28 protein-coding genes are annotated in these 26,829 nt (G+C 75.3%); 12 read left to right on the top strand and 16 right to left on the bottom strand.

The genetic code is table 11. The features are described 5' to 3' along the window. Positions 1-66: 66 nt before the first annotated feature. The 5 genes from moeZ to O2W20_RS05465 form a co-directional block, all read right to left on the bottom strand. Positions 67-1,227: an adenylyltransferase/sulfurtransferase MoeZ gene (gene moeZ / locus O2W20_RS05485; protein WP_269170721.1), complete on the bottom strand. Its 1,161-nt coding sequence runs from the start codon at positions 1,225-1,227 to the stop codon at positions 67-69. 110 nt (positions 1,228-1,337) lie between these two features. Beyond that, on the bottom strand, positions 1,338-2,981 hold the full coding sequence (locus O2W20_RS05480; protein WP_269170720.1) for a hypothetical protein: 1,644 nt from the start codon (positions 2,979-2,981) through the stop codon (positions 1,338-1,340). Continuing rightward, positions 2,978-3,913 carry an ABC transporter ATP-binding protein gene (locus O2W20_RS05475; RefSeq protein ID WP_269170719.1) on the bottom strand — a complete coding sequence of 312 codons (936 nt, stop codon included), beginning with the start codon at positions 3,911-3,913 and terminating at the stop codon, positions 2,978-2,980. The genes O2W20_RS05480 and O2W20_RS05475 overlap by 4 nt, the downstream gene beginning before the upstream one ends. Before the next feature lie 135 nt (positions 3,914-4,048). Beyond that, the gene (locus tag O2W20_RS05470) at positions 4,049-4,966 is read right to left on the bottom strand and encodes a DUF3152 domain-containing protein (RefSeq protein ID WP_269170718.1); all 918 of its coding nucleotides are present in this window, start codon (positions 4,964-4,966) and stop codon (positions 4,049-4,051) included. A gap of 75 nt (positions 4,967-5,041) precedes the next feature. Continuing rightward, positions 5,042-6,082, bottom strand: a complete 1,041-nt coding sequence (locus tag O2W20_RS05465) for an alpha/beta fold hydrolase (RefSeq protein WP_269170717.1) — start codon at positions 6,080-6,082, stop codon at positions 5,042-5,044. 93 nt (positions 6,083-6,175) lie between these two features. On the opposite strand from O2W20_RS05465, the gene O2W20_RS05460 reads away from it, so the two are divergent. Both O2W20_RS05460 and O2W20_RS05455 read left to right on the top strand, forming a co-directional pair. After that, a complete protein-coding gene (locus tag O2W20_RS05460) occupies positions 6,176-6,844 on the top strand; it encodes a TetR/AcrR family transcriptional regulator (RefSeq protein ID WP_269170716.1) in 669 nt (222 codons plus the stop codon). A gap of 77 nt (positions 6,845-6,921) precedes the next feature. Further along, positions 6,922-7,152 carry a DUF3107 domain-containing protein gene (locus tag O2W20_RS05455; protein WP_269170715.1) on the top strand — a complete coding sequence of 77 codons (231 nt, stop codon included), beginning with the start codon at positions 6,922-6,924 and terminating at the stop codon, positions 7,150-7,152. A gap of 120 nt (positions 7,153-7,272) precedes the next feature. Here O2W20_RS05455 and O2W20_RS05450 read toward each other — a convergent pair whose 3' ends face one another. Next, positions 7,273-7,947: a ferritin-like fold-containing protein gene (locus tag O2W20_RS05450; protein WP_269170714.1), complete on the bottom strand. Its 675-nt coding sequence runs from the start codon at positions 7,945-7,947 to the stop codon at positions 7,273-7,275. 263 nt (positions 7,948-8,210) lie between these two features. On the opposite strand from O2W20_RS05450, the gene O2W20_RS05445 reads away from it, so the two are divergent. Genes O2W20_RS05445 through O2W20_RS05430 form a run of 4 tightly spaced genes read left to right on the top strand, consistent with a single transcriptional unit; the run spans position 8,211 to position 13,032 of the window. Next, entirely contained in the window at positions 8,211-10,019 is a 1,809-nt protein-coding gene (locus tag O2W20_RS05445; RefSeq protein WP_269170713.1) for a DEAD/DEAH box helicase, read from the top strand. 14 nt (positions 10,020-10,033) lie between these two features. Further along, complete coding sequence (locus O2W20_RS05440) at positions 10,034-11,182, top strand: outer membrane protein assembly factor BamB family protein (protein ID WP_269170712.1); 1,149 nt, start codon at positions 10,034-10,036, stop codon at positions 11,180-11,182. Positions 11,183-11,227: 45 nt separating this feature from the next. Then, positions 11,228-12,163, top strand: a complete 936-nt coding sequence (locus O2W20_RS05435; protein WP_269170711.1) for an alpha/beta fold hydrolase — start codon at positions 11,228-11,230, stop codon at positions 12,161-12,163. Continuing rightward, positions 12,160-13,032, top strand: a complete 873-nt coding sequence (locus O2W20_RS05430; RefSeq protein ID WP_269170710.1) for an oxygenase MpaB family protein — start codon at positions 12,160-12,162, stop codon at positions 13,030-13,032. The genes O2W20_RS05435 and O2W20_RS05430 overlap by 4 nt, the downstream gene beginning before the upstream one ends. On the opposite strand, the gene O2W20_RS05425 is transcribed toward O2W20_RS05430, so the two are convergent. Both O2W20_RS05425 and O2W20_RS05420 read right to left on the bottom strand, forming a co-directional pair. Continuing rightward, entirely contained in the window at positions 13,022-13,330 is a 309-nt protein-coding gene (locus tag O2W20_RS05425) for a hypothetical protein (protein WP_269170709.1), read from the bottom strand. The two genes, O2W20_RS05430 and O2W20_RS05425, sit on opposite strands and share 11 nt — an antisense overlap. Before the next feature lie 71 nt (positions 13,331-13,401). Then, complete coding sequence (locus O2W20_RS05420) at positions 13,402-14,280, bottom strand: LysR family transcriptional regulator ArgP (RefSeq protein WP_269170708.1); 879 nt, start codon at positions 14,278-14,280, stop codon at positions 13,402-13,404. Between the two features lie 77 nt (positions 14,281-14,357). Between O2W20_RS05420 and O2W20_RS05415 the strand changes: the two genes are divergently transcribed. Together O2W20_RS05415 and O2W20_RS05410 are read left to right on the top strand one after the other, a co-directional pair. Next, complete coding sequence (locus O2W20_RS05415; RefSeq protein WP_269170707.1) at positions 14,358-14,984, top strand: LysE/ArgO family amino acid transporter; 627 nt, start codon at positions 14,358-14,360, stop codon at positions 14,982-14,984. Between the two features lie 261 nt (positions 14,985-15,245). Beyond that, positions 15,246-15,656 carry a VOC family protein gene (locus O2W20_RS05410; protein WP_269170706.1) on the top strand — a complete coding sequence of 137 codons (411 nt, stop codon included), beginning with the start codon at positions 15,246-15,248 and terminating at the stop codon, positions 15,654-15,656. 1 nt (position 15,657) lies between these two features. Here O2W20_RS05410 and O2W20_RS05405 read toward each other — a convergent pair whose 3' ends face one another. From O2W20_RS05405 to O2W20_RS05385, 5 genes are all read right to left on the bottom strand, one after another. Then, positions 15,658-16,512 (bottom strand): RecB family exonuclease, encoded by an 855-nt coding sequence (locus tag O2W20_RS05405; protein ID WP_269170705.1) that lies wholly within the window; start codon positions 16,510-16,512, stop codon positions 15,658-15,660. A 51-nt stretch (positions 16,513-16,563) separates the two neighbouring features. Continuing rightward, complete coding sequence (locus tag O2W20_RS05400) at positions 16,564-17,421, bottom strand: PHP domain-containing protein (protein WP_269170704.1); 858 nt, start codon at positions 17,419-17,421, stop codon at positions 16,564-16,566. Between the two features lie 56 nt (positions 17,422-17,477). Beyond that, positions 17,478-18,149 (bottom strand): PH domain-containing protein, encoded by a 672-nt coding sequence (locus O2W20_RS05395; RefSeq protein ID WP_269170703.1) that lies wholly within the window; start codon positions 18,147-18,149, stop codon positions 17,478-17,480. 8 nt (positions 18,150-18,157) lie between these two features. Continuing rightward, complete coding sequence (locus O2W20_RS05390) at positions 18,158-18,313, bottom strand: hypothetical protein (protein ID WP_269158687.1); 156 nt, start codon at positions 18,311-18,313, stop codon at positions 18,158-18,160. Between the two features lie 190 nt (positions 18,314-18,503). After that, positions 18,504-19,130 carry a DUF6758 family protein gene (locus tag O2W20_RS05385; protein ID WP_269170702.1) on the bottom strand — a complete coding sequence of 209 codons (627 nt, stop codon included), beginning with the start codon at positions 19,128-19,130 and terminating at the stop codon, positions 18,504-18,506. A 100-nt stretch (positions 19,131-19,230) separates the two neighbouring features. Between O2W20_RS05385 and O2W20_RS05380 the strand changes: the two genes are divergently transcribed. Next, a complete protein-coding gene (locus O2W20_RS05380) occupies positions 19,231-19,644 on the top strand; it encodes an NUDIX domain-containing protein (RefSeq protein ID WP_269170701.1) in 414 nt (137 codons plus the stop codon). A gap of 24 nt (positions 19,645-19,668) precedes the next feature. Here O2W20_RS05380 and O2W20_RS05375 read toward each other — a convergent pair whose 3' ends face one another. Both O2W20_RS05375 and O2W20_RS05370 read right to left on the bottom strand, forming a co-directional pair. Beyond that, positions 19,669-19,983, bottom strand: a complete 315-nt coding sequence (locus O2W20_RS05375) for a hypothetical protein (protein WP_269170700.1) — start codon at positions 19,981-19,983, stop codon at positions 19,669-19,671. A gap of 67 nt (positions 19,984-20,050) precedes the next feature. Next, the gene (locus tag O2W20_RS05370; protein WP_269158684.1) at positions 20,051-20,581 is read right to left on the bottom strand and encodes a MaoC family dehydratase; all 531 of its coding nucleotides are present in this window, start codon (positions 20,579-20,581) and stop codon (positions 20,051-20,053) included. 118 nt (positions 20,582-20,699) lie between these two features. On the opposite strand from O2W20_RS05370, the gene O2W20_RS05365 reads away from it, so the two are divergent. Both O2W20_RS05365 and O2W20_RS05360 read left to right on the top strand, forming a co-directional pair. Next, a complete protein-coding gene (locus tag O2W20_RS05365) occupies positions 20,700-21,188 on the top strand; it encodes a hypothetical protein (protein ID WP_269170699.1) in 489 nt (162 codons plus the stop codon). Then, on the top strand, positions 21,185-22,114 hold the full coding sequence (locus O2W20_RS05360) for an MFS transporter permease (RefSeq protein WP_269170698.1): 930 nt from the start codon (positions 21,185-21,187) through the stop codon (positions 22,112-22,114). The genes O2W20_RS05365 and O2W20_RS05360 overlap by 4 nt, the downstream gene beginning before the upstream one ends. Before the next feature lie 63 nt (positions 22,115-22,177). On the opposite strand, the gene O2W20_RS05355 is transcribed toward O2W20_RS05360, so the two are convergent. Continuing rightward, the gene (locus O2W20_RS05355) at positions 22,178-22,471 is read right to left on the bottom strand and encodes a WXG100 family type VII secretion target (protein ID WP_269170697.1); all 294 of its coding nucleotides are present in this window, start codon (positions 22,469-22,471) and stop codon (positions 22,178-22,180) included. Positions 22,472-22,651: 180 nt separating this feature from the next. On the opposite strand from O2W20_RS05355, the gene O2W20_RS05350 reads away from it, so the two are divergent. Next, positions 22,652-26,827, top strand: coding sequence for an FtsK/SpoIIIE domain-containing protein (locus O2W20_RS05350; RefSeq protein ID WP_269170696.1), 4,176 nt, complete (start codon positions 22,652-22,654; stop codon positions 26,825-26,827). Positions 26,828-26,829: the final 2 nt, after the last annotated feature.

The following is a 26,829-nucleotide window of genomic DNA, read 5'->3' as shown; positions in this document are numbered from 1 at the left end:
ACGCGCAGTGGCGTACCGGGGCCCGGCGGCAACACGAGGGAACGGCCCCCGAGCGAGAGGGTCCGCTCAATACGTGGGGAGTGCCTTGTCGATGCGGGTGGCCCACGCGGTCACGCCGCCCTGGACGTGCACGGCGTCCTTGAAGCCGGCGTTCTTGACCGCGGCGAGCGCCTCGGCCGAGCGGACGCCGGTCTTGCAGTGCAGCACGATCGGCTTGTCGTTGGGCAGCTGCGCCAGCGCCCGGCCGGAGAGGATCTCGTCCTTGGGGATCAGCGTGGCGCCCGGGATGGAGACGATCTCGTACTCGTTGGGCTCCCGGACGTCGATCAGCGCGAAGTCCTTGCCGGCGTCCATCATGTCCTTGAGCTCGTCGACGGTGATCGTCGAGCCCGCGGCGGCCTCCTGGGCCTCCTCGGAGACGACGCCGCAGAACGCCTCGTAGTCGATGAGGCCGGTGATCGGCTCGCCCTCCGGGTCCTTGCGGACCTTGATCTCCCGGAAGGTCATCTCCAGGGCGTCGTAGACCATCAGCCGGCCCAGCAGGGTCTCGCCGATGCCGGTGATGAGCTTGACCGCCTCGGTGGCCTGGATGGCGCCGACGGTCGCGCAGAGCACGCCCAGGACACCGCCCTCGGCGCAGGAGGGGACCATCCCGGGCGGCGGCGGCACCGGGTAGAGGTCGCGGTAGTTCGGCCCGTGCTCGTTCCAGAAGACCGACACCTGGCCGTCGAACCGGTAGATCGAGCCCCAGACGTAGGGCTTGCCGAGCAGCACGCAGGCGTCGTTCACCAGGTAGCGGGTGGCGAAGTTGTCGGTGCCGTCGACGATCAGGTCGTACTGGCTGAAGATCTCCTCGACGTTCTCGGAGTCCAGCCGGGTCTCGTGCAGCCGCACGTCGATCAAGGGGTTGATCTCCTTGATCGAGTCACGGGCGCTCTCGGCCTTGGACCGGCCGACGTCGGACTGCCCGTGGATGATCTGGCGCTGCAGGTTCGACTCGTCGACGGTGTCGAACTCGACGATGCCGAGCGTGCCGACGCCGGCGGCGGCCAGGTACATGAGCACCGGCGAACCGAGGCCACCGGCACCGACGGCCAGCACCTTGGCGTTCTTGAGCCGCTTCTGCCCGTCCATCCCGACGTCGGGGATGATCAGGTGGCGGCTGTAGCGGCGGACCTCGTCGATCGACAGGTCAGCGGCGGGCTCCACCAGGGGTGGCAACTGCACGGAGCGCTCCTCACACGACTGTGGTCACAGGGCTGACCGGCTCCAAGGGCCGGTGTCCTGATCTGCCCAACAGCGTGGCACGCGGTCCTCTTCCCGCGTCCGGCCCGGGGTCATCCGCGCAGGTCCCGCCGCCGGTACCCGGCCAGGCCTGCAGCGGTCAGCGCTGCGGCCACCACCAGCAGCCCGGCCAGCCCGGGCACGTCCACCGGCTCGGCGGGCACCGCCGCGACGTGGGCGAAGGGCGACAGCCCGCGGACCCAGCCCGGCCAGGCCAGGGTGTCGGCGAGCACCAGCAGCAGGTAGCCGCCGGCGGCCGGCAGCACCCCCAGCGGCAGGACGGCGGCCGGCGCCCACGCCAGCGCCGCGACCGCCGCACCCAGGCACACCGCCACGATCGGCAGCACGTTCAGCACCCCCGCCAGCGCCGCACCGGCGGACAGGTCCGCACCCACCCAGGTGGCGCCCAGCCAGGTCGCCAGCCCGGCGACACCGGCGAGCAGGACGGCGCCGGTGGCCACGCCGGTCAGCTCGGCGGCCAGCCAGCGGACCCGGCGCACCGGCAGCGAGTAGAGCAGCGTGAGGCGGCCGGCGACCTCGTCGGCCGCCGTGGCGGCGACCCGGCTGGCGACGAACCCGCCGACGGGCACGGCCAGCAGGGTGAACAGCGAGGCCACGTAGCCCCGCACGCTGCCGAGCTCGGCGAAGCCGGCCCGGGCGGCCAGCTCGGCGAAGCGCGGGTTCTCGGTCAGGAAGTCGGTCATCGTCGTGGCCAGCAGGCCGATGAGCAGGAAGTAGGCGACCACGGCGGCCCCCCAGCCCACGACCGGGCGGCCGGTGTGGCGGGCCGCCAGCGCGGGCAGCGACCGCAGCTCCCGGGTGCCGGACGCGACGGCGCCGGAGCGACGCCACGGCCCGCTGCCGACGTCCCGGCGCGTGGCGACCGTCGCCGCCGCCGCGACCAACAGGGCGACGGCGGCGGCCAGCACGACCAGCGGCAGCACCCGGTCGGCGGCGAACGGGGCGCTCCGGCCGAGCAGTCCGAACGGGCTGAGCCAGTGCAGCCACCCGAGCGCGGGCACCCCGTCGGCGACCATCCGGGTCAGCAGACCGGCCAGCAGCACCCCCACCGCCAGACCGGCGGCGGCCCGGCGCTCGGCCAGCAGCTGCGCGGCGAGCGCGCCCAGCGCCGCCCCCACCATGCCGGTGCCACCGATGAGCGCACCGAACAGCACCGCGCCGGTCGTCGCGGTGCCGGCCAGCACCAGGCCGGCGGCCGTGCCGGCGCCGACGAGCGCGGCCGCGCCGAGGAGCACGGCCAGGTGCCGCAGCAGCACGGCCGGCAGCCTCAGCCGGCCGGCCAGCAGGAGGTCCCAGCGGCCGACCTCCTCCTCGCCCCGGGTGACCCGGGTCGCGGCGAGCGCCGCCCAGACGCCGACGAGCACCGCGATCGCCGTCCCGGTGCGCCACACGGTGAAACCGCCCGGGTCGTCGAGGGCGACCGGCGGGCCGAACAGGGTGCGGATGGCCGGGTTCTCCGCCAGCGCCGCCAGCGACGCCCCGGCCAGCTCCTGGTCCAGCTGCCGGTGCTGGACCGCGACCAGCGCCGCCATGCCCGCGGCGACCCCGGCGACCAGGACGGCGCCCCGACTGACCGACCGCACCGCCAGTGCGGTCACCACCCAGCCGGCCGCACCCGGCTCCGGCGCCCTCCCCGCCGCGGACGTCGTGGGGGCGGCCGCGGTGCCGGCGGTCATGCCCGCAGCTCCTCGCGCGAGGACCGGTGGTCGCCGTAGAAGTCGAGGAAGAGCTCCTCCAGCGAGGGCTCACGCACGTCGAGGGCGACGACCTCCAGACCGGCCAGTGCACGCAGCACCGGGGCGGGCGGCCCGGCCAGCGTCATCGTCAGCTCGACCGGCGAGCGCCACTGCAGGTCGGCGACGCCGTCGACGCCGTCGAACCCGACTCCCGCGGCGACCGGGTGGGCCAGGGTCACGCTGATCTCCGAGCGGCGCAGCCGCCGCAGCTCCCGCAGCCCGGCGACCTCCACCAGCCGGCCCTGACGCAGGATGCCCACCCGGCCGCAGACCGCCTCGACCTCGGCGAGCTGGTGCGAGCTCAGGAACACCGTCTGCCCGCGGTCCGCGGCCTCGGTCACGCAGCGGCGGAACTCCCGCTCCATCAGCGGGTCCAGCCCACTGGTCGGCTCGTCCAGGACCAGCAGCGGCGCGCGGGTGGCGAACGCGGCGACCAGGGCGACCTTCTGCCGGTTGCCGGTCGAGTAGGTGCGCGACCGCCGGTCCGGGTCCAAGGCGAACCGCTCGACGAGCTCGGCCCGGTAGTCCAGGTCGGTGCCCGGGCCGACGCCGGCGAGCAGGTCCAGACACTCCCGCCCGGTCAGCGCCGGCCAGAGGGCGACGTCGGCGGGGACGTACGCGAGGTGGCGGTGTGCCCGGCCCACGTCGTGCGCGGGGACGCCGAACACCTCGACGTGACCACCGGAGGGGCGCAGCAGCCCCAGGACCATCCGGATCGTCGTGGACTTGCCGGCTCCGTTCGGGCCCAGGAAGCCGAACACCTCTCCCGGGGAGACCGACAGGGAGAGGTCGTCGACGGCGACCGTCCGGGAGAACCGCTTGCTCAGGTGCTCGGCGCGCAGCGCGGGCACGGCAGGGGCAGGGACGGGCATCGGAGCCCTCCGATCGCAGTCGGGAACACGACTGCCGACCAGGCTTCCCGGCGCACCAGCAGAGACCCTAGACCCGCTGCACGTCCGTCGGGAGCCCTTCGAGAACGGCACCTGGCCGGGGTGTGGTCCGGAGGGTCACGACGGGAACGGCCAGGCGTTCTTCACGCAGGTCTGCAGGCCGAGGGTCTGCTGCTGCATCACCGGGGCCAGCTGCCCGGCGCCGGGACAGGGCTGGTGACCCTGACCGAGGGCGTGCCCGACCTCGTGGTTGACCACGTACTGGCGGTAGGTGGTGATGTCCCCGCCGTAGTCGGGGACGGCGGTCTCCCAGCGGGCCAGGTTGATGACCGCCCGCTCGCCGTAGCGGCAGGACGTGTAGCCGCCGGTGCCGACGCCGGGGCAGTAGACCTCCATGCTGCCCGGGCTGACCAGGCTGACCCGGAACTCGTACGCGCCGGCCGCGGCCTCGGCGGCACCCACCCGCTGGAAGGACAGCCGGCCGCCGTTCCCCCAGGACCGGGGATCACCGAGGGTGGCCTCGACGGCGGCGGCGAACGCGGCGCCGTCGACGCCGATGCCGTCCTCGATCTCCACGACGAAGCGCTCCAGCGGCCCGGTGCCGTACACCCCGGACGTGCCGTCGACCACGCTCACGCTCCCGGCGCCCTGCTCGACGTAGGTCGGTGCGGCGGGGACGGCCTCCGCCGGGGCCGATGTCGGTGTGCTGGACGCCGCGGCCGGCATCCCCTCCCCCTCGGCCTCGGTGACCTGCGGGGCGATCGGGGTGGCCGGCGCGGACAGGTCGGCCGCGGCCGTCGACGTCGGGGCGGGGCCCCCGCCGCCGCCCGGCCGGACGACGTCCACCAGGGTCACCAGGGTGGCGATGGCCAGCAACGGCACGGCGTAGGCCCGCCAGCCGTACCGGCGGACGAACCGGCGGAACCGGCCGCGTGGCAGCACGGCGGGGCGCACGGAGCGGGCCGGGTCACGGCGGGCGACCAGCGGTTCGGCTCCCGGCCGTCGTCCGGACGGGCGGCGTCCCGAGCTCGTCACGGCGGCCAGGATCTCACGACGCAGCGGCACCCCGGGAGACGCGGACCCGGTGCGGCGTCGTCCGGCGGAGGTCGGTCACACCTGTCCGGTGGGGAGATCGGCACCGTCGGTGCGGTCCCGCTCGCACTCCCGTGCGGCGTCCTCGGCCAGGCCGAGCACCGCCCGAGCCGTGGGCTCCGGGGCCTCCAGCATCGCCAGGTGCCCGATGCCCGCCTGCACCTGCAACCGGGCGTCGGGCAGCACCTCGGCCAGTCTCGGCGCGAGCTCGGGGTCGACCAGCTTGTCCCGGTCCCCCCAGACCACCAGGGACGGCGCCCGCACCGAGCGGGCCATCCGCCAGGCGTTGGCCCGCCCCACCCGCAGGTAGGAGCTCATCAGGCCGCGCAGGCTGCGGGTGAGCGCCTGGCCCGCCCAGGGCTGCTCGTCCCGGCGCCGGGTCTCCTCCACCGCCTCGGCGACCCGCTCCGGCGGCACCCGGCTCGGGTCGCCGAAGCACATCTGCAGCAGCCCGCGGACGCGCTGCTCGGGGCTGGCGCCGGCGAGCCGCCGTTCGGCCAGCGCCGGGACGCCGGGCAGCAGCACCAGCGCGATCGCCCGGTCGAACGCCGCCGGGACCCGGTAGACCGGCATGGCGGCGGAGATCAGGGTGAGGGTCGCGACGAGGTCCGGACGGCGGGCGGCGACCCACACGCTGACCAGGCCGCCGAGCGAGTTGCCCACCAGGTGCACGGGGCGGCCCTGCCCGGGGCCGGGCCGGGCGACGATCCACTCCAGGACGTCGACGACCGCCTGGACGTGCCGGTGGATGGAGTAGCGGGGCGGCGGCGCCGACTGGCCGAACCCGGGCAGGTCCAGGGCCCAGCCGTCGAACCGGACCGCGAGCAATGCCGCCAGGTCGGTCCAGTTGGTCGAGGCGCCACCCAGCCCGTGGACGTAGAGCGCCCGCTCGTGCGGCGCCTCCCCCTCGACCGGGTCGCTGCCCGGCAGCGGGCCGCACCAGGGCGTGTGCCGGACGAAGACCTCGCCGCCGGTGATCGGCACCATCGCACCGGGCCAGGGCGGGAGGAGGGCACCGGGCCGCGGCAGCGGCACCGAGGACAGCCGGGCGTCGGTCACCCACCCGACGGTAGATCACCGCGCCGTGACGCCGCGGCGAACGGACCGGGGCGGGGCGTCGTCCGTGCGGTGCGCCGGTAACATCGCCGGGCCATGCGACCCAGCCGACCCGTACCCGTGCCGCCGGCCGCCCGCCGCACCGCCCGGCTGCCGCGCGGTGCCCGGCGCCTGCAGCTGCTCCGGGCCGCCCAGGACGTCTTCGTCGCCCAGGGGTTCCACGCCGCGGCGATGGACGACATCGCCGACCGGGCCGGGGTCAGCAAGCCGGTGCTCTACCAGCACTTCCCCGGCAAGCGGGAGCTCTACCTGGCGCTGCTGGAACAGCAGGTCGACGAGCTCACCGACCGGGTGCGCGAGGCGATGGCCGGCACCGAGGACAACCGCGAGCGGGTCGACGGTGCGGTCGGCGCCTACTTCGACTTCGTGGACGCCGACGGCGAGGCGTTCCGGCTGGTGTTCGAGTCCGACCTGCGCAACGACCCCGACGTCCGGCGGATCGCCGACCGCGGCGCCCGGCAGTGCATCGAGGCCATCGCCGAGGTCATCGCGATGGAGACCGGCGCGGACCCCGAGCGGGCGCTGCTGCTGTCCGCAGGGATGACCGGGCTGGCCGAGACGAGCGCCCGGTGGTGGCTGGCCCGCAAGGGCACCGTGTCCCGGGACGAGGCCGTGGCGCTCGCGTCGTCCCTGGGCTGGCGCGGCATGTCGGGCTTCCCGCTGCGTGAGGACGCCGACGGACCGGCCACGTTCGCTGACGGCTGACCGGCTGGACCGGATGCCTGCCGCCGGGCTGGACTAGCGTGGGTGGTCAGTAGCCGGACCTGAGGAGGCATCCCCGCGTGGAAGTAAAGATCGGTGTCCAACACTCCCCCCGCGAGCTGGTCATCGACAGCCCCAAGAGCCCGGACGAGATCGCGGCCGAGGTGTCCAAGGCCATGACCGGCTCCAAGGACGGCCTGCTCACGCTGGTGGACGAGCGCGGTCGGCGCGTCGTCGTCCCGACCGACCGGATCGCCTACGTCGAGATCGCCGAGGCCGACCAGCGCCGGGTGGGCTTCATCAGCAGCTGACCGACCGCACGACCACGACAGGGCGCCACCGCACCGCGGTGGCGCCCTGTCGCGTGTCCCGGCCCCGGCGCAGGGTCCCGCGCCGAGCTCGCGAGGTGTGGGGGGCGCCGGGGTCCTCCCTCACGGGTTCAGGCCGAGGGCCTGCATGCGGACCGAGTGGGCGGTGGTGAGGCGCTGGAGCAGCCGGCCCACCCCGGTCAGGTCCCCGGTGCCGGCGATGAGCAGGTCGGCCAGTTGCTCGTGCTCGGCGATGACCGCCTGGGACTGGGTCAGCGCCTCGCCGACCAACCGGCGCGCCCACAGCGCCAGCCGGCCGGTGAGCGTGGGGTCGGCGGCGAGGGCGGCCCGGACCTCCCGGAGCGCGAAGTCGGCGTGCCCGGTGTCGGCGAGGACCTCCTCGACCAGCGCCCGGTCCGGCTGCGGCAGGAACACCGCGACCTCCCGGTAGAAGTCGGTGGCCAGCCCGTCACCGACGTAGGCCTTGACCAGCCCCTCCAGCCAGGTGCTGGCCCGGGTGCCGTCGTGGAAGGCGTCCAGTGCGGCGACGAACGGGGCCATCGCCCGGGCCACGTCCACGCCGAGCTCGCGCAGTCGCTGGGTCAGCCGGTCGTGGTGCCCGATCTCGGCCGCGGCCATCCGGGCCAGGGCGGCGCGGCCCTCGAGCGTCGGCGCCAACCGGGCGTCCTCGGCGAGCCGGTCGAACGCGGTCAGCTCGGCGTAGGCCAGCACGCCCAGCAGGTCGATGACCGCCGGCTCAGCGGCCGGTCGGCCGGGGCTCTCCTCGACGCTGGTCACGGCTCCCCCTCCTGGTGCGCCACCGGCGCGGGTGCGCCGTCGGCCGCCGTCGCGACACCTTCGGGCCCGTGTCGCACGGCAGCCCAGCGAGGCTAACGGGCTGGTCACGCTAGGATGGAATCGGCGGGCCGCCAGGCTCGTTGTTCGTGCGCAATCTCCGTGTGCGCTGATGACCGCCGGATCACCTCCTCGAGGCCGGCCCTCCGAGGGCCGTCTCCCGGGCAGTCTGCACTCGACGCCCGGTCTGCTGGCCGCGTCGGCGCTTGGATCGAACATCCCGGAACCGACCCCGGGACCGGCGAGCGAGTCGGGCAACGCTGGAACTCGAGACCGAGTTCAGGCACCGACGACGCACCGCGGTCCCCCACCAGACCGAGGCGAGAGAACTGACCTCCACCGAGAACACAGCCACTGCCAGCAGCACCCCCGCCGCTCCGGAGCTGGAGCACGCCGAGACCGGCGCGCCCGCTCCCGAGGAGCTCGAGCAGCAGGTCGAGGAGCTGGGCGGCGCGCCCGTCGCCCCCGACAGCCCGCTGTTCAGCGACTTCGACGTGCACCCCGACATCGTGGCCGCGCTGGCCGAGGTCGGGATCACCCGCACCTTCGCCATCCAGGAGCTGACGCTCCCGCTCGCCCTGGCCGGCAACGACCTCATCGGGCAGGCCCGCACCGGCACCGGCAAGACGCTGGGCTTCGGCGTCCCGCTGCTGCAGCGCGTCGTCCCCCCGGCCGAGGGCGGCGACGGCGTGCCGCAGGCCCTCGTCGTCGTCCCCACCCGTGAGCTGTGCGTCCAGGTCTCCCGGGACCTGTCCGCCGCCGGCGCCAAGCGCGGCATCCGGGTGCAGGCCATCTACGGCGGCCGCGCCTTCGAACCGCAGGTCGCCGCGCTGCAGGCCGGCGTCGAGGTCGTCGTCGGCACCCCCGGCCGGCTGCTCGACCTGGCGCAGCGGGGAGACCTGATCCTGGGCAAGGTCCGCGGCCTGGTCCTCGACGAGGCCGACGAGATGCTCGACCTGGGCTTCCTGCCCGACATCGAGCGCATCCTGGCGATGGTCCCGGACAAGCGGCAGACGATGCTCTTCTCCGCGACGATGCCCGGCCCGATCGTGACGCTCTCGCGGTCGTTCATGACCCAGCCCACGCACATCCGGGCGCACGGCAACGACGAGGGCTCGACGGTTCCGCAGACCACGCAGTTCATCTACCGGGCGCACAACCTGGACAAGCCCGAGCTGCTGTCCCGGGTGCTGCAGTCCCGGGACCGTGGCCTGGTGATGGTGTTCTGCCGCACCAAGCGGACCGCGCAGAAGGTCGCCGACGAGCTGGTCGACCGCGGTTTCGCCGCGGCCGCCGTGCACGGTGACCTCGGCCAGGGCGCCCGCGAGCAGGCGCTGCGGGCCTTCCGGGCGGGCAAGGTCGACGTGCTGGTCGCCACCGACGTCGCCGCCCGCGGCATCGACGTCACCGGGGTCAGCCACGTCGTCAACTACCAGTGCCCCGAGGACGAGAAGACCTACGTGCACCGGATCGGCCGCACCGGCCGCGCCGGCAGCACCGGCGTCGCCGTCACCTTGGTCGACTGGGACGACATCCCCCGCTGGCAGCTGATCAACAAGGCCCTGGACCTGGACTTCGCCGACCCGCCGGAGACCTACTCCACCTCGCCGTGGGTCTACAGCGACCTCGACGTCCCGACGACGTCGACCGGGCGGCTCCCCCGGGCCCAGCGCACCCGCGAGGGCCTGGGCGCCGAGACCCTCGAGGACCTCGGGGAGACCGGCAAGCGCCAGCGCGCCGGCGGCACCTCCTCCGGCCCGGGCCGCAGCAGCTCCCCCGCCGAGGACGACCAGCCCACGGCCGGGCCGCCCAAGAGCCGTCCGCGGCAGCGCACCCGGGGCAACGGCGCCGCCGCCGCCGGGGCCGCTGCGGCGATCGACGGTCCCGGTGCCGAGAGCGGGTCGCCCGCCATGGCCGCGTCCACGGACGGCGGTGAGGGCGGCCGGCCACGGCGTCGCCGCCGTCGCGGTGGCCGCGGCGGCAGTGGCGGCGGCGGCGCCGAGCCCTCGGCCTGAGCCACCACCACCGCATGCCCCTGGTACGCCGCCTGCCGCTGCGCGTGTGGGCATGGACGGCGGTCACCCTCGTGGTGGCCGCCGTCGCCGTCCTGCTGTGGCGTGCGTCCGACGTGGCGGCGACCTCCCGGACGACGGCCGCGCCGGCCGCCGTCCCCGACGAGACACCGGCTGCCGAGCTCGCGCAGGCCTGGTCGGCGGCCACCGGCCCGGCGCCGCGGCACGCGGTCGAGAGCGGCCGGGTGCTGGTCACCGACGAGGACGGCGTGGCCATGCTGGATGCCGCGACCGGTGACGAGGCCTGGCACTACCGGCGGGCCAACGCCACCCTCTGCGACGCGACCGCGGTCGACGGCATCGTGGTGGTGGCCTTCCGCACCACGGGGCGCTGCAACGAGCTGACCGGGCTGGACGCCTCGACCGGAGCCCGGGAGTGGTACCGCAACGTCCGGTTCCGCACCGACGTCGACCTGGCCAGCACCGACCAGATCCTGCTGGCCAGCAGCCCGACCGGGATCGTCACGATCGACCCGGCGGGCGACAACACCCGGTGGCGCTACGCGCCGCCGGAGGGCTGCCGGCTCGTCGGGTCCGACGTCGGGAGTTCCGGGGTGGTCGTGCTGCAGCGGTGCAGCGGCCTGGCGGCGGTTCAGGTGCGGTTGCTGGACGGGTTCGCCGGCGACGTCATCTGGACCCGGGACCTGGACGTCGGCGACGCCACCCCACGACTGGCCGGGGTCGACCGGCTGGTCGACGTCGTGGTCGGCGACCGGGTGCACGTCCTGTCCCCGCTGGACGGCACGCCGCTGAGCGAGGTCCCGCTCCCCGCCCTGCCGGCCGGGAGCGAGGCCGCGACCGAGCCGCTGCAGCAGGTCGGCGTCGACGACGTGGCCCTGCTCTGGGCACGTGGTCAGCTCCTGGCCCTGGACCAGGCGACCGGGCTGCCGCGCTGGCAGGTGCCGGCGCTCGGGCTGCCCGCGACCGGGGACGGCGAGGCCGTCACCGTGCCGGAGGACGGCGCGTTCGTGCAGCGCAGCCTCGCCGACGGGACCGAGTTGGCGCGCTGGTCCACCGCCGACGCCGTCCCGGCCGGCGGACGCACGTCGCTGGTCGGTCCGGTCGTCGTCTACGTCACCCCTGCGCAGGTGTCCGCACACCGGTAGTCACCCGTGGCGGCGCGGGGCCGGACGGCGAGGCACACTCGGGTCATGGTCCTGCCTGGTGGCTCCGAGCACACCGCCCCCGACGACCTCCGCCAGCTGGCGGTGCACGATGCAGCCCGGGTGACCTTCCCCGGCCGGGCCGGCCCGATCGCCGCGCTGGACACCGGCGCCTGCGACGGCCCGACGGTGCTGCTGGTGGCCGGCTACACCGGCAGCAAGGAGGACTTCGCGCCGCTGCTGTCGCCGCTCGGCGAGGCCGGGGTGCGGACGGTGGCGATGGACCAGCGCGGGCAGTACGAGTCGCCCGGCCCGGACGACCCGGCGCAGTACTCGGTGGCCGACCTCGCCGCCGACGTGGTCGCGGTCGCCCACCGGCTGCGCGAGGAGACCGGTGACCCGGTGCACGTGCTCGGGCACAGCTTCGGTGGTCTCGTCGCCCGGGCAGCGGTGCTCGCCGAGCCGGCGCTGTTCGACTCGCTCACCCTGCTGGGGAGCGGCCCGGCCGCACTGACCGGCCCCCGGACCGAGCTGCTGGAGCACCTGCCCCCGCTCCTGGAGGCCGGTGGCGTCCAGCTGGTCAGCGACACCCTGGACCAGCTGGCGATGACCGATCCGCAGGCCCAGGCGGTCCCGGCGCCGACGCGGGCGTTCCTCACCCGCCGGTTCCTGGCCAACACCGCTGCGGGGCTGCTGGGGATGGCCGACGCGATGCTCGCCGAGCCCGACCGGGTGGCCGAACTGGCCGCGACCGGCGTGCCGGTGCTGGTGGCCCACGGCGTCGCCGACGACGCGTGGAGCCCGGCGGTCCAGGCCGAGATGGCCGCGCGGCTGCACGCCCGGCACGAGGTCATCCCGCAGGCGGTGCACTCCCCCGCCATCGAGAACCCTGCCCGCACCCTGCAGGTGCTGCTCTCCTTCTGGAGCGATCCACGCGGCTCGCTGACCACCGCCGCCGACGACACCGCCGGCGCGCTGCGATGAAGCCGACCCCGTCGATCAAGGACTTCACCGAGCGGGAGGACCTGCTCGGCTTCTTCGGGCCGGACAGCGTCACCTGGCGGGTGCACAGCGACCCGGCGTTCTCGGTGGGCGGCATCCGGGCGCTCCTGCTGCAGGCGCTGCACCCGGTGGCGATGGGCGGCGTCCACCAGTTCTCCACGGCCTTCGCCGAGGACCCCTGGGCACGGCTGACCCGGACGGCCGAGTACGTCGCGACGCTGACGTTCGGCACCCGGCGGGACGCGCTGCGGCAGGTCCGCCGGGTGCGCGGGCTGCACCGCGGGAAGTCCGGCGTCGAGGAGACCACCGGCCGGCACTTCAACGTCGACGACGCCGACCTGCTGCTCTGGGTGCACAACTGCGAGGTGGACTCCCTGCTGTCCACCGCCCGCCGGGCCGGGGTGCCGCTGACCGACGCCGACGCCGACCGGTACGTCGAGGAGCAGGTGGTCGCCGCGGTCCTGGTGGGAGCCGAGGAGGCCGACGTGCCGCGCACGGTCGCCGAGCTCGAGGCCTACTTCGACCGGGTCCGGGCCCAGCTGGCCGTCACGCCCGCGGCGCGCACCGCCTCCCGTTTCATCCTGGTGCCGCCGATGCCGGGCTGGGTGCAGCTGCTGACCCCGGCCCGGCCCGCGTGGAGCACGCTGGCCTCCCTCGGCGCTGCGACGTTGCCCGGCTGGGCCCGCCGGCTCTACGGCCTGCCGGGGTTCGGGGTCACCGACACCGCGGCGACCGCCGGGCTCAAGGCCTTCCGGCAGACGACCCTGGCGGTACCGGCGCGGGTGCGCGAGTCGCCGATCGTGCGAGCCGCCCGGGACCGCGTGGCCGCGTTGGAGCCGCTCAGCGCCTGAGCGGGCGGCTCCGCAGCGGGTCGTGCCGGGCCGCTGCGGCCGCCAGCAGGAAGGCCACCGGCAGGAAGAACAAGCCGACCCCCAGGCCCAGCACCAGCGACCAGCCGAGCACGACCGCCGCGGCACCCCAGGTGACCACCCGGGCGTACCGGCTGCCCGACGCGAGCACTGCGATCAGACAGACGAGGGCCGGCAGCCCCAGCAGCACGACGGTGAAGACGCCCGAGTCGCGCCAGACCTCCGCGCCCAGCCACCCGGCGATGAGGACGGCGAGGCCGAGCGCGGACCAACGCAGCACCGCCCGACCTCCTCACTCGTCCGCCGTCAGGTGCCCGAGTCTGGTCATCCGCCGGGGCCGGGGCAAGCCGGTCACGTGGTGCCGGGCAGCAGCACCCGACGCGCGGCAGCGAGGACGGCGTCGGCCACCCGGTCCAGCGACGGCGACCGCAGCCGCCACTGCTGCCAGTGCAGGACGACGTCGACCGCACCGGCCGGGTCGAGCACCACCAGGCCGCCCTCGGTGTCCTGCAGGTCGGGGACCATCCCCCAGCCCATGCCCAGTCGCACTGCGGTCAGGAAGTCGGCCGAGGAGGGCACGAAGTGCATCGGCGGCTGCGTGGGGTCGACCCCACGGGCCCGCAGGTGCGCGTGCTGCAGGTCGTCGCTGCGGTCGAAGACGACGACCGGCGCCCGGGCCAGGGACTCCGCCGTCCCCCCGTCGGTGAACCACCGACGGGCGAAGGCGGGCGCGGCCTGCGGCCGGTACCGCATGCTGCCCAGCCGGGTCGCGCTGCAGCCGGGGAGGGGGTCGGCGTCGCCGGTGACGGCGGCCATCACCGTCCCGGACCGCAGCAGCGCGCTGGTGTGCGCCTGGTCGGCGCGGTGCAGGTCGAGGACGAGCTCACCGGCCAGCGGCGCCAGCGCGGGCAGCACCCAGGTGGCCAGCGAGTCGGCGTTGACCGCGATCGGCAGGCCGACCCGGCCGTGCGCGGTGCCGTCCAGCTCGCGGGTGGCGTCGGCGGTGAGCAGGTCGATCTGCCGGGCCAGCCGGAGCAGCGCCTGCCCGGACTCGGTGGGCTGCACCGGCCTGCTCCGTACGAGCAGCACCCGGCCGGTCGTGGTCTCCAGGGCCTTGATCCGCTGGCTGATCGCCGAGGGCGTCACGTGCAGCGCACCCGCGGCGGCGTCCAACGTGCCCGTGCGGACGGTCGCCTCCAAGGCGCGCAACTGAGCCAGGTCGAGGTCCATGCCACCATCAGACACGCTTCAGGTACGTGAGGAAAGTGAGCTGGTCTGTCGCACGACGCCGACCTAGCGTCCTGGTCATGTCCTCCGCTCTCCTCGCCGCTGCCGCCGGACTGGGGCTCGGGCTGTCGCTGATCGTGGCGATCGGCGCGCAGAACGCGCTCGTGCTGCGGCAGGGGCTGCGCAGTGAGCACGTCGCCGCGGTGGTCGCCGTCTGCCTGCTCTCCGACGTCGTGCTGATCACCGCCGGGGTCGGTGGCGCCGGTGCACTCGTCGCCCGGGCGCCGGGCGTGGTGACCGTCGTCTGCTTCGCCGGCGCGGCGTTCCTGCTGGTCTACGGCCTGCTGGCCGCCCGACGGGCGTGGCGCCCGGCCGCCCTGCTCCCCGACTCCAGCGGCGCCCGCGCCGGGCTGGCGGCGACCGTCTCCACCGCCCTGGCGCTGACCTGGCTCAACCCGCACGTCTACCTGGACACGGTCGTGCTGCTCGGCTCGCTGGCCAGCACCTACGACGACCGTCGCTGGTGGTTCGGTGCCGGGGCGGCCGTGGGGAGCGCGGTCTGGTTCGTCGGGCTCGGCTACGGCGCGCGGCTGCTGCGGCCGGTCTTCGCCCGCCCGCGCTCCTGGCAGGTCCTCGACGCGGGGATCGCCGTGGTCATGGTCGCCCTCGCGGCGTCCCTCGCGGTCCGCGGCGCGACCGGCGGCTGAGCGTTGTGCTCCGGCCGGCTCCGGCGCTACGGTCGCCGCCATGACTGCCGGGTCGGCCACGAGCCGTGAGCGAGTCGGGTACCCGGCCCGCACGTGATCCCGGGGCGGCCTCGCGGGCCGCCTCCGCCAGCAGCCTCCCGCGCACCGTGTCCACCCCGGTGCCGCCCCGTCCGCACCACGTCATGAGCCCGGCCTGAGCCGGTTCCCCCTGCGCACTCCCCGGCCGCTCGCGTGGCCGGTACCTCACCTCTCGGAGCACCCGTGCCCACTGCTGCCCTGCACCACATGATCGTCCCGGTCACCGACCGGGACGCCGCCGTCGACTGGTTCGTCGACCTGCTCGAACTGCGCGAGCCCTACACGGACGGCTTCTTCCGGTCCGTGCAGCTCGACGACACGATCGTGCTGAACTTCGCCCCGGCCCCGGCCGTGGAACCCCTGCACCTGGCCTTCCTGATCGGCGAGGAGCACTTCGACCGGGTCCGGGCCCGCTTCGACGCCGACGGGACGCCGTACACCGCCGACCCGCCCGGGCGCCGTCCTGGCGAGGTGGGCGACGTCAACCCCGACGGCAGCGGACGGCGGCTGTACTTCCGCGGCCCGGACGGCCACCTGCTGGAAGTGCTGACGGCCCGCTACACCGACGTCCCGGCCGGCTCGGCAGCCGGCTGACTCACTCGGCCGCCGCCACCGGTTCGGTGGGCAGGAAGCTCCACGTCTCCCGGGCCGGGGCGGCCGCCTGGCCGGTCGGGCAGCTGGAGCGGAAGTCGCACCAGCTGCACTGCTGGCCGGGCACCGGCGGGAAGGCCTCGTCGGCGTCCGCGCCGGCGGCGAGCGCCTCGGTGGCGGTGCCGATGTCGGCCGCGATGTCCTCGGCCCGCCGCACGTGGTTGGCGAGCGACCGGTCGGTGTGCTCGAAGGCGGCCACGGTGCCCGAGGGCAGGTGGTGCAGCTCGACCCGGTTGCACGGCCGCCGCAGCGTGCGCCGGACGCCCAGCACGTAGAGCGCCAGCGCCGGTGAGCCGCGCGCCTCATCCTCGGTGCTGGGCACGCGGCCGGTCTTGTAGTCCACGACCACCAGCTCGTCGCCGCGGCGGTCGATCCGGTCGACCCGGCCCGACAGCGCGAGCGCCTCGGTGGTGGCGCCGACCGTGCGCTCGGTGCCGGCCGGCTCGTCGGTGGGGTCGAGCTCGGCGACGTAGTCGGTGATCCAGGCCGCCGCCCTGGCCCGCCACTGCGCTGCCTGCTCGTCGTCCCGGAACCCGGCTCGTGACCAGCCGCTGTACAGCAGCTGCCGGGCCGCAGCCGGGGTGCGCTTCTCCACCGGCAGCTCCCACCACGAGCGCAGCGCCGCGTGCACCGCCGAGCCGACGGTGTTGTGCGCCCACGGCGGGCCCTTCGGCGGGCTCGGCCGGGTGAGGTAGGCGAACCGGTAGCGGCGCGGGCAGTCGGCGAAGGTTGCCAACTTGCTCGGCGTGCAGGAGAACAGCCGCTTGGGCATGCCCGGCATCTCGAGCTGGTCGCTCACCGCGTTCCCCCCGTCGTCACGCCGCCACGGTAGCCGCGGTGACCGACAGGATCAGTCGGCGAACGCGGCGCTGCCGGTGCCGGCGGCCAGCAGCGCCTCGAACTGCGCCGGGTCGGTGGTGCAGGCGCCGATCGGGGTGCGCTTGTTGGTGCCGTGGTAGTCGCTGGACCCGGTCTGGATCAGCCCCAGCCCGGTCGCCAGGGCACGCAGGTAGGCCCGCTGGTCGGGCGTGTGGTCGGGGTGCTCGACCTCCAGGCCGAGCAGCCCGGCGGCCGCCATCTCGGCGATCGCGTCGTCTCCCACCACCCGGCCCCGCTTCGTTGCCAGACCGTGCGCGAACACCGGCACCCCGCCGGCGGCGCGGACGAACCGGATGCCGTCGAGCACGTCGGTGTCCGCCTTGGTCAGGTAGTAGGGGCTGCCGTGGTGCAGCAGCGTGGCGAAGGCGTGGTCGACCGAGTCGACCACGCCGGCGTCGACCAGCGCCCGGGCCACGTGCGGCCGCCCGACCACCCCACCCTCGCTGCGCGCGACGATCTCCGCCCAGACGATCGGGTAGCCGTCGGCGGCGAGCGCGGTGACGATCCGCTCCCCCCGGCTGAGCCGCTCCTCGCGCAGCCGCACCCGCTCGGCGGCGAAGGCGGGGTGCAGCGGGTCGAACAGGTACGCCAGCAGGTGCACGCTGATCGGCGTCTCACCGGCCGGGAAGTACCGGCAGGACAGCTCCATCCCCGGCACCAGCGTCAGACCGGACGGGCGCGCCTGCTCGGCGAGGGTCCAGCCGGCGGTGGTGTCGTGGTCGGTGAGGGCGACGACGTCGAGCCCGGCCGCGGCCGCGGTGGCGACCAGGGCGGCGGGGCTGTCGGTGCCGTCGGAGACCGAGGAGTGGGTGTGCAGGTCGATGCGCACGCCCCCAGCGTGCCGCACCGGCCCGGCGTGCGTCGCGGCGCGGTCGCGGGGACCGGTCAGGACGGTGGGCGGGTGCGCCGGATGGGGGCGGTGTCGTGCCGGCGCCCCGACTGCAGCGGCGGCGGCATGTGCTGCTCGGGAGCTGCCTCGGCACCCCGATCGTCGGCGTTCATCGACCCCTCGGCGTCCTCGTCGGAGCTCACCGGGTTGGTGGAGAAGTCGGTGCCGAACATCAGCTCCGACAGCCTCTTGTACAGCGCGTTGGCGTGCGGCAGGTAGGTGATCTCGTCCAGGCCCTGCGCCTGGCCGGCGGACTCGAACCGGAAGGTGCCGTAGCCGAGGACCTGACCCCAGCCGGTCTCCTTCCAGGTCAGGTCGGTGATCCGGCGCAGCGGCATGACGGCGACGGTCCGGATGAACACCCCGGAGGTCATCAGCACCCGCCGCCGGGTGATCAGGAAGTGCCGGACCCACCACTCCCCGACGTGCAGGCCGAGGTAGAGCAGCGCACCGAGGACCACGACCAGGCCGACGACGGTCGAGAAGCCGTCGTCCGGGTCGAGCTGCAGGAACCACACCCCGACCGCGAACGCCGGGACGCCCCGGAGCGCCGGGCGCGCCAGCACCGCCGGGTGGCGGCGGGTGGCGATGACCGGTGGTTCATCGGGGAGCAGGTACTTCTCGGCGTCCTTGCCCCAGCGGGGGCGCCTCGAGCGGGGGCCGGACACGGCCGCGCTCAGACCAGTGATTCCACGAAGGCCGACAGGGAGTCGGCCGCGTCACTGAGCGCGCCACCGGCACTGCGCACGATGCCGGCTGCGTCCTCGGGCCGCTGGATCACGTAGAAGACGACGAAGGCGATCGCCAGCCAGATGAGCACCTTCTTCAGCAAGGTCGCACCGTTCCCTTCCTCAGGTGGCCAGGCGGACCCGGCAGCGACCAGGCGAGCGGGCCGACGGCGGTACACCTCGACGGCCGTCCGGACCGCGGACCCATGGGTAACAGCAGCCCCACCCGGAACACCACTCGCCACGCCGAGGGCGTGTCGAACGGATCCACTCCGGCCGGTTCGCCCCGTCCGCTCAGCGGCCGGGCAGCAGCCGATCGGTCATCGGGCCGAGCGGGAGGTCGGGGTAGACCCGCTCCCGCAGGTCCAGCAGCGCGAGGTCCTCGGCCAGCAACCAGGCGGCCGACGCCGGCCAGGTGACCAGCCACAGCCAGACGCCGTGCGCCTCCCCGACGTAGGCGGCGCGGTCGTCGCCCACCGGCACGAGCCACAGCGGCACCCGCTGCCCCGCGGCCTCGACCGCCACGGTGGAGGGGCCGGCACCGACCAGCTCTCCCGGGTCGACGCCGGGCAGCCCGGCGTAACCGCAGCCGAGGCCCGTGCCGGGCTCCTCGGCCACGAGCACCAGTTCGGCGGAGCCACCCAGCGGCGCCGGGCCGGCGCAGGCGACGACGATCGCCCGGGCCCCGGGCTCACCACCCCAGGCCAGCCCGGTGACCGCCCAGCCGCCGGGCATCGGGTCGGGCACCCAGGCCGGTACGCGGGCGTCTGCGCACACCGCGCTGATCGCGTCGTGGGCGACCACGGCGGTGTGGTGCAGCGGGGTGACGGCTGCGTGCACGTGGCACCAGCCCTCGTCGGCCGAGCCGGGGCGGATGACCAGCACCTCGCCGCAGCGCGGGCACACCGGGGAGACACTCATCGCCGCTCACCGTCCTGTTCTGCCGTGGGTTCGTCAAGCATCGCCTCAGCGTCCCGCCGTCCCGGGCACCGGGTCCCCGGCCGCCCGTACCCTTTCCGAGGTGGACGACCCGCGGCCGGAGGTGGCGTGCGTCGGCGCCGTGGTGCACGACGAGCGGGGCCGCCTGCTGCTGATCCGCCGGGGCCACGCCCCGAGCGCGGGCCTGTGGTCGGTGCCGGGCGGGCGGGTGGAGCCCGGCGAGTCCGAGGCCGACGCCGTCGTGCGGGAGACCGCCGAGGAGACCGGGCTGGCCGTGCGCCCGGTGCGGGTGCTGGGCCGGGTGCGGGTCGACGGGGACGGCGTCGTCTTCACCGTCACCGACTGGCTGTGCACCGTGGTCGAGCCCGGGCGACAGCCGGTGGCCGCGGACGACGCCGACGACGCCGTCTTCGTGGACGCCGCCGGGCTGACCGCGCTGGAGACGGCGCCCGGCGTGCTCACCGCGCTCTCCGGCTGGGGCGTGCTCCCCCACTGAGCTCGCGAGCACCCGGAGCCGCACTCACCTGGGGTCCGACGGCGGCAGCAGGGGCGGTGAGAACACCTGGTCGATGGGGAGCGGCCCGACGTACCGCTGGCAGGTGCAGGGGACCTGCTTGTACGCGGTGGGCTCCTTGTCGGAGTCGTACTTGAGCGGGTCGCCGTTCATCATCCCGTGGCACCGCTCGGTCTCCGCGTTGTGCATCGACATGCCGTGACCGCACCCGCAGATCGCCTGGATCGGCTTGGGAGCCCGGTGGCGGCGCCCCTGCACGTAGCCGATGGCCTGCCCCAGCAGCACCGCCCCCACCCCGACGAGGACAGAGATCGGGTCCATCACCCACCGCCCTCTCCGCCGGCGCGGTGGCCGGCGGCGTCCGCCGGCACGGCGTGCCCGGGGCCGGTCACCGCCGGACGGGCTCGGGACGCCCGGGCTGCTCCCCGCCGCGGGCCTCGCCGTAGGAGCGCTTGGGCACCATGACCTTCCGGCGGAAGACGCAGACCACGGTGCCGTCCTGCTTGTAGCCGATGGTCTCGACGTGGACGACACCGCGGTCGTCCTTGGAGCGGGACTCCGTCTTGTCCAACACGGTGGTCTCGCCGTAGATCGTGTCGCCGTGGAAGGTCGGGGCGACGTGCTTGAGCGAGGAGACCTCGAGGTTGGCGATCGCCTTGCCCGAGACGTCGGGGACGCTCATGCCGAGCAGCAGCGAGTAGACGTAGTTGCCGACGACGACGTTCTTGCCGAAGTCGGTGGTCTCCGCGGCGTAGTGGGCGTCCAGGTGCAGCGGGTGGTGGTTCATGGTGAGCAGGCAGAACAGGTGGTCGTCGTACTCGGTGACGGTCTTGCCGGGCCAGTGCTTGTAGGTGGCGCCGACCTCGAACTCCTCGTAGTACCGGCCGAACTGCATCTGGCTGCTCCCGCTGGTCGACATCGGGCGACGGACGACGCAGGTGGGACTGCCGGGGCCCCGGGTGCACACGTGCGCCCCGGCTGCCCGCCACGGAGCGACGATGACCCGTCTGGACGGGCGCCGATCCTACGATGGCCCGGTGCACCTGCAGTCCGCCCCTGACCTGCCGGCCGAGGCCGAGGTCGAGCGCCTGACCCCCGGCGGGCGGCGCATCCGGCTGGCTGCGGCCGCGATCGTGCTGGCCCTGCTGCTGGCCGGCACCGTGTGGGGGGACGACGACACCTTCCCCTTCGGCCCGTTCCGGATGTACTCCACCCGCGCGAACCCCGACACCCCGGTCGTCTCGACCCGGGTGGTCGGGCTGACCGCCACGGGTGAGGAGGTCCGGCTCTCCGGCGGCGAGGTGGGGCTGCGACGGGCCGAGTTCGAGGGCCAGCTCCCCCGCATCTTCCGGGAGCCCTCGCTGCTCGGGCTCCTCGCCGACTCCTACGCCGAGCGCAACCCCGACGCCGAGGAGCTGGTCGAGGTGCAGGTCGTGCAGCGCCGCATCGACCTCGAGGACGGCCAGCGGACCGGTGAGGTCAGCGACCGGGTGCTGATCGAGCACCAGCTGGAGGACGGCGAGTGAGCACCGCAGCGACCACCCCAGGCACTGCCGCGCCGGTGCGCCCGGAGGTGGCGCCGGCCGTCCCCGGCACCCCCCGCTGGTGGTTCCGCCCCGTGCCGCTGGCCCGGATCGCGGTGTTCCGGGTGATCGCCTACCTGTTCATCCCGGTCGACGTCTTCCTCACCACGGCGTGGGTGCGTGCCCACGCCGACGTGCCCACCGACTGGTACGCGCCGCTGCTGATCGGCCGGCTGCTGCACCTGCCGACCCCGACGCACACCCTCGTGCTGGTCGTCCAGTGGGCACTCGTGGTCGCCGCGGTGGCCGCCGCCACCGGCCGTGCGCCGCGGCTGCTCGGCCTCGCCGTCTTCCTCCTCTACTCGGAGTGGATGGTCATCGCGATGAGCTACGGGAAGGTCGACCACGACCGGATCGCCTTCCTGGTCGCCCTGGCGGTGCTGCCGACGATCGGCCGGGCGCGGCTGCGGGACCGGCGCTCCTCGGAGGCCGCCGGCTTTGCCATGGCGGCCGTGCTGGTCACCGTGATGCTCACCTACTTCCTCGCCGCCTGGGCGAAGATCCGGTTCGGCGGCTGGGACTGGGCGACCGGTGCCACGCTGACCCGCGCGCTGGTCCGCCGGGGCACCGACCTGTCGATGTGGACGCTGGACGTCGCCTGGCTGTTGCCGACGGCGCAGTGGGTGATGATCGTCCTCGAGCTGGCCGCACCCTTGATCCTGCTGGTGCGCACCGACCGGGCCCGGATCGGGCTGGTGCTCTTCCTGCTCGGCTTCCACGCGATGGTCTACGCCGGGGTCACGATCATCTTCCTGCCGCACTGCATCGCGATCCTGTCGATCCTGCCGTGGGAGCGGCTGTCGGTGCTCCAGCGCCGGGACACCCTGGGCGGCGTCCCAGCCGTGCCCGGGAGCCCCGTCCCAGGCTGACGGGCCCGGCCGGGCCCGTCAGCAGCGCACCGCCTGCGTCGGCGTCCGACCGGCCGGCCGGCGTCAGAGCATCGCGCCGATCCGGGCGGCCATCTCGGCCTCGTGCTGCTGGTACGCGGAGGCGACGCTGGTCAGCAGCTGGCCCATGCCGGTGAGCGCCTCGCTCATGCCCTGACTGGACAGTCGCCACTTCTCGTACAGCTCGCTGAACTGGACCGCGGCCTGGCTGTCGGTCCACCCCTCCAGCACCGAGCTGTTGATCCCGGCGGACAGCGTGGCGTGCCGGGCCGAGGTGTCGGCGGCCTCCGCCCGGCACTGTCCTGCCATCGTGTTCAGCGTCGCGATGTCGACCTTCATGACTGCTCCTCACCTGCCGGGGACCTCCCGGCGGGCTCCGAACCTAGGACCGCCCGAGCGGGCGGGACCGCAGCTGTCCACAACCGGCCCGGCCGTCCACAGATGCTCGTCGAGGCCCCGCGACGCCGCCGGCCAGCGGCACCATGACCGGGTGTCCAGCTCCCCGGTGCGGTGTCCCGCATGACGACGGCGCCTGTCGAGCACACCGTCCGCTGCTGGACGCTGCAGGCCCCCGACGGCGTTCTCGACGTCGAGGTGCGAGCACCGGACGAGGCCGTGCTCGGCGACGTCCTGGCCGGGTTCTCCGAACAGCTCCACCTCCCGCCGGCTCAGCTCTGGTCCGGTTCGAGTGCGCTGCCGGCCAGCACCCCGCTGGGGTCCGAGGTCCTGCGCCACGGCGCCCTCCTGGGGTGGGGCCGCCCGGGGCCCCGGGAGCCGGCCGAGGGCGGTGCGCTCGAGCTGCACGTGGTGGCCGGGGCGGACGCCGGCCGCACGGTCGCGCTCGGCCAGGGTGCGCTCGTCGTCGGCCGCGGCGCGGCGTGCGGGCTGACCCTCGAGGACCCGGACGTCTCGCGCCGTCACGTCGTCGTCTCGGTGGCCGAGGGGCGGGTCACGGTCGCCGACCTCGGGTCCTCCAACGGCACCACGCTGACCGACCGCACCGGCGCGGTCTCCGCAGTGGGCCCCGCTGACCAGGAGTGGCCGGTGGACGCGACGCTCCGGCTGGGTGGCAGCGCCCTCCGGCTGACCGGCCCACGCGGCGCCGGCCTGGAGTCCGCTGCCGCGCCGGCAGGACGGGTGCACGTCCGCCCGCTCCCCTGGTCCCCGCCGGCTCCGGCGAGCACGACGGTGCTCCGGCCGGCGGCCCCGCCGGAGCCGGCACGGCGACGGCTGGGCTGGGTCGCCGTCGCGCTCCCGGCGGTCGGCGGGGTGCTGATGGCCTGGCTCCTCGCCACGCCGCACTTCCTCTTCTTCGCCCTGCTGAGCCCCGTCGTCGCCGTGGCCAGCTGGACGTCGGACCGACTGTCCGGCCGCCGCGGCCACCGCCGGGAGGTGGCTGCGCACGCCGTGGCGCTCGCCCGGGCCGACGCCGAGCTCGGCCGAGCGGTCGCCGCCCACCGCGCGGCGCAGGAGGCCGCGCACCCCGACCTCGCCCTGCTGGCCGCCGCCGCGCGTCGGCGCAGCAGCCCGCTGTGGTCCCGGACCGGTTCGGCCGCCGCTGCACTCAGCGTGCGACTGGGCACCGGCCCTGGCCCCACCTCGGTGACCAGCGCCGAGCCCGGTGGGGACCGTGCCACCGTCCCGGGCGAGCACCTGCCGGTGGCGCTGCCGCTCCAGGACGGGTGCGGCCTGGGCATCGTCGGGCCGCGGGCAGCGGTCCTCGGCGTGGTCCGTGCACTGGTCTGCCAGCTGGCCGTCCTGGCCCCTCCCTCGGATCTGCGGGTGGTGCTGGTGGCGGGCCGGGACCACCTCGCGGACTGGCGGTGGTGCCGCTGGCTGCCCCAGCTGCAGGGCGTGATCGTCCCGGGCGAGCCCGTCCCCGACCGGTTGCTGGCCGCGCTGTCCGGTGCCCCTGCCGCCGGCGGCGGCGGCGGCGCTCCACCCCGGACGGTGGTCGTGGTGGACGGCCCGATCGACCCGGCGACCGCCGCCCTGGTCGCGGGCTCCGCTGCCCACGCCGTACGGCTGGACCTCGCCGGGACCGAGGCCGCCCTCGCGTTGCCGGCGCTGGCCCGGCTGCAGGTCACCGGGGAGACCGGCACCGGAGGTCGGCTGCGGCTGCCCGGCGCCGACCAGGAGCGGTTCGTCGATCTCGACGCGGTCGGTGCAGGGACCGCCGACCGGATCGCCCGGGACCTGGCCCGGCTCGCCGTCCCGGCGTCCGCGGGTGAACTGCCCGACACGGCCCGGCTGCTCGACCTGCCGACCGCCGGGCTCCGGCTGGACCCGCGGGACAGCCAGGCGTCCGGCACCTGGGACCGGGATCGCAGCCGCCTGCTGGCCACGCTGGGCGCCACCGGCGAGAGGCCGGCCCGGATCGACCTGGTCGCCGACGGTCCCCACACGCTCGTCGCCGGCACGACCGGCTCGGGCAAGTCCGAGCTGCTGCAGACCCTCGTCGCCAGCCTGGCCCAGCACCACCCACCGGACCGGTGCAGCTTCCTGCTCATCGACTACAAGGGCGGAGCCGCCTTCGGCGAGGCGGCGACGCTCCCGCACACCGTGGGGATGCTGACCGACCTGGACACCCAGTCCACGGCGCGGGCGCTGCGGTCACTCTCCGCGGAGCTGACCCGCCGGGAACGCCTGCTGGCCGAGCACGGTGTGCGCGACCTCGCGGCCCTGCCGGCACCGGTCGCCGCCAGCCGCCTGGTGATCGTCGTCGACGAGTTCGCCACCCTGGCCGAGGAGCTCCCGGGCTTCGTCACCGGCCTGGTGGGCATCGCCCAGCGCGGCCGGTCGCTGGGCGTCCACCTGGTGCTGGCCACCCAGCGCCCGGCCGGTGTGGTCAGCCCGGAGATCCGGGCCAACTGCTCGCTGCGGATCTGCCTGCGGACCACCGACGAGGGTGATGCCCGTGACGTGCTCGGCAGCACCCTGCCCGCGCACCTGCCCCCCGACCGCCCGGGCCGGGCGTACCTGCGGACCGGCAACGGGCCGGCCGTGCTGCTGCAGGTGGCGCGGGTCTCCGGGCGCGCGGCGCCGGTCGGTGCGCCGCTGGCCGTCGCGCGCCGTCACTGGCCGCCACGGCCGGGGCCGGCGCAGTCCGCGTCACCCGACGGCGGGGCAAGTGACCTGCAGCGTCTGGTCGCGGCGCTCGGGGCACGGGCACGGGCGGACGCCATCGACCCGCCGCACCGGCCCTGGCTCCCCCCGCTGCCCGACCAGCTCGCCGCTGCGGCGCTCGACCGCTGGGCGCCGGAGGCACCGGCGTCCCGGCTCCGGCTCGGCCTCCGCGACTCCCCCGACGCGCAGCTCCAGGCACCGCTGGAGCTGGACCTGGACGCCGGTGGCGGGTGGCTGGTGGTGGGCGGGCCCCGCAGCGGGCGGACCACCGCGCTGCGCACCGTGTTGGGCGAGGCGGTCCACCACCTGCCGCCCGGTGGCCTGCAGGTGCACGTGCTCGACCACGGGGGCGGCGGCCTCGTGACCCTGGCCGCGGCCCTGCCGCACACCGGCACGGCCGTCGGCCGGGACGACGCGCACCGCACCGTGCGGCTGCTCGCCCGGTTGACCGAGGAGGTGGACCGGCGCCGCGGCGGTGGTGCGGCACCCGCGCCGCTGCTCCTGCTACTGGTCGACGGCTACGAGAGCGTGGCCGCGCAGCTGGAGGCGGCCGATCCCGCCACCGGGGCGGCGGCACTGCTGCGGCTGGCGCGGGACGGTGCTGCCGTCGGCCTGACGGTCGCCCTGACCGCCGAGCGCGCCGTCCCGGGTGGACGACTGGCGGGCTCCGTCCGGGAGCGCCTGGTGCTGCCGTTGCCCGACCGGGCCGACTACGCGGTGGTCGGTGTGGCCGCGCGTGCGGTGCCGGGCCACCGGCCGCCGGGGCGCGCCCTGGTCGGCGAGGACGCCGCGGAGTGTCAGCTGGCGCTGCCCCGCACCCCTCTCGCGTCCGCGACCGACCAGCCGGGGGCGTCGTCCGCCGAACCGCCGGTGCGGGTGGTCGAGCTGCCCGCGGACCCGGGTCTGCCACTGCCCGCTCCGGCACCCGCCGGCGACCGACCGGGGACGTGGTGGTTGCCGGTCGGCCCCGGCGGCGACGGCGGGGAGGCGGTCGGCGTGGACCTCGCCCGCACCGGCGGCCTGCTGGTGGTCGGCCCACCGGGCAGCGGCCGGTCCAGCGCGCTCCGGGCCTTCGGCAGCCACGCTCGGTCGGCCGGTGCGGCCGTGCTCGAGCTGGTCACCGCACCCGCACCGGTCACCGGAGAGGGCGGCGGCGGACCGATGCACCTGCCCGCCCAGCTGTCTGGGACGGACCCCGCCGGGGTGCGCAGCTGGTTGGCCGGGCACGACGCGTCCCGGGTGCTCGTGCTCGCCGACGACCTGAGCTCGCTCTCCGACGAGGTCGGTGACCTGCTGGCCTCACAGAGCTCATCGACCGGCCGGGTGACGGTCATCGGGGCCGGGACCGCCGCGGAGGTCGCCGGGGCCTTCCGTGGTCCCGCGGCCGCGCTGCGGCGCAACCGCACCGCCGTGCTGTTGCGGCCGGCACCCGGCGACGCCGAACTGCTCGGCCTCCGGGTGCCCCGGACACCGCTGCCCCCGCGGCCTGGATCAGGTTGGCTGGTGACCCCGCACGAGGTCATCCGGGTGCAGGTCGCCCGGCACCGTTCCGCACCGGGCACCCGGTGACC

Origin of the sequence: Modestobacter sp. VKM Ac-2982 (assembly GCF_026967935.1) — a bacterium.
GTDB lineage: Bacteria > Actinomycetota > Actinomycetes > Mycobacteriales > Geodermatophilaceae > Modestobacter.
Note: the sequence above shows the minus strand (reverse complement) of the source record. Positions and strands in the feature narration are given on the sequence as shown.

Excerpts from the sequence above, each read along its gene's own strand:
- O2W20_RS05350 (WP_269170696.1), top strand. The coding sequence starts at position 22,652 with ATGACGACGGCGCCTGTCGAGCACACCGTCCGCTGCTGGACGCTGCAG.
- O2W20_RS05475 (WP_269170719.1), bottom strand. The coding sequence starts at position 3,913 with ATGCCCGTCCCTGCCCCTGCCGTGCCCGCGCTGCGCGCCGAGCACCTG.
- O2W20_RS05375 (WP_269170700.1), bottom strand. The coding sequence starts at position 19,983 with ATGGACCCGATCTCTGTCCTCGTCGGGGTGGGGGCGGTGCTGCTGGGG.
- O2W20_RS05415 (WP_269170707.1), top strand. The coding sequence starts at position 14,358 with ATGTCCTCCGCTCTCCTCGCCGCTGCCGCCGGACTGGGGCTCGGGCTG.
- O2W20_RS05435 (WP_269170711.1), top strand. The coding sequence starts at position 11,228 with ATGGTCCTGCCTGGTGGCTCCGAGCACACCGCCCCCGACGACCTCCGC.
- O2W20_RS05460 (WP_269170716.1), top strand. The coding sequence starts at position 6,176 with ATGCGACCCAGCCGACCCGTACCCGTGCCGCCGGCCGCCCGCCGCACC.
- O2W20_RS05370 (WP_269158684.1), bottom strand. The coding sequence starts at position 20,581 with ATGTCGACCAGCGGGAGCAGCCAGATGCAGTTCGGCCGGTACTACGAG.
- O2W20_RS05440 (WP_269170712.1), top strand. The coding sequence starts at position 10,034 with ATGCCCCTGGTACGCCGCCTGCCGCTGCGCGTGTGGGCATGGACGGCG.
- O2W20_RS05480 (WP_269170720.1), bottom strand. The coding sequence starts at position 2,981 with ATGACCGCCGGCACCGCGGCCGCCCCCACGACGTCCGCGGCGGGGAGG.
- O2W20_RS05385 (WP_269170702.1), bottom strand. The coding sequence starts at position 19,130 with ATGAGTGTCTCCCCGGTGTGCCCGCGCTGCGGCGAGGTGCTGGTCATC.
- O2W20_RS05430 (WP_269170710.1), top strand. The coding sequence starts at position 12,160 with ATGAAGCCGACCCCGTCGATCAAGGACTTCACCGAGCGGGAGGACCTG.
- O2W20_RS05420 (WP_269170708.1), bottom strand. The coding sequence starts at position 14,280 with ATGGACCTCGACCTGGCTCAGTTGCGCGCCTTGGAGGCGACCGTCCGC.
- O2W20_RS05355 (WP_269170697.1), bottom strand. The coding sequence starts at position 22,471 with ATGAAGGTCGACATCGCGACGCTGAACACGATGGCAGGACAGTGCCGG.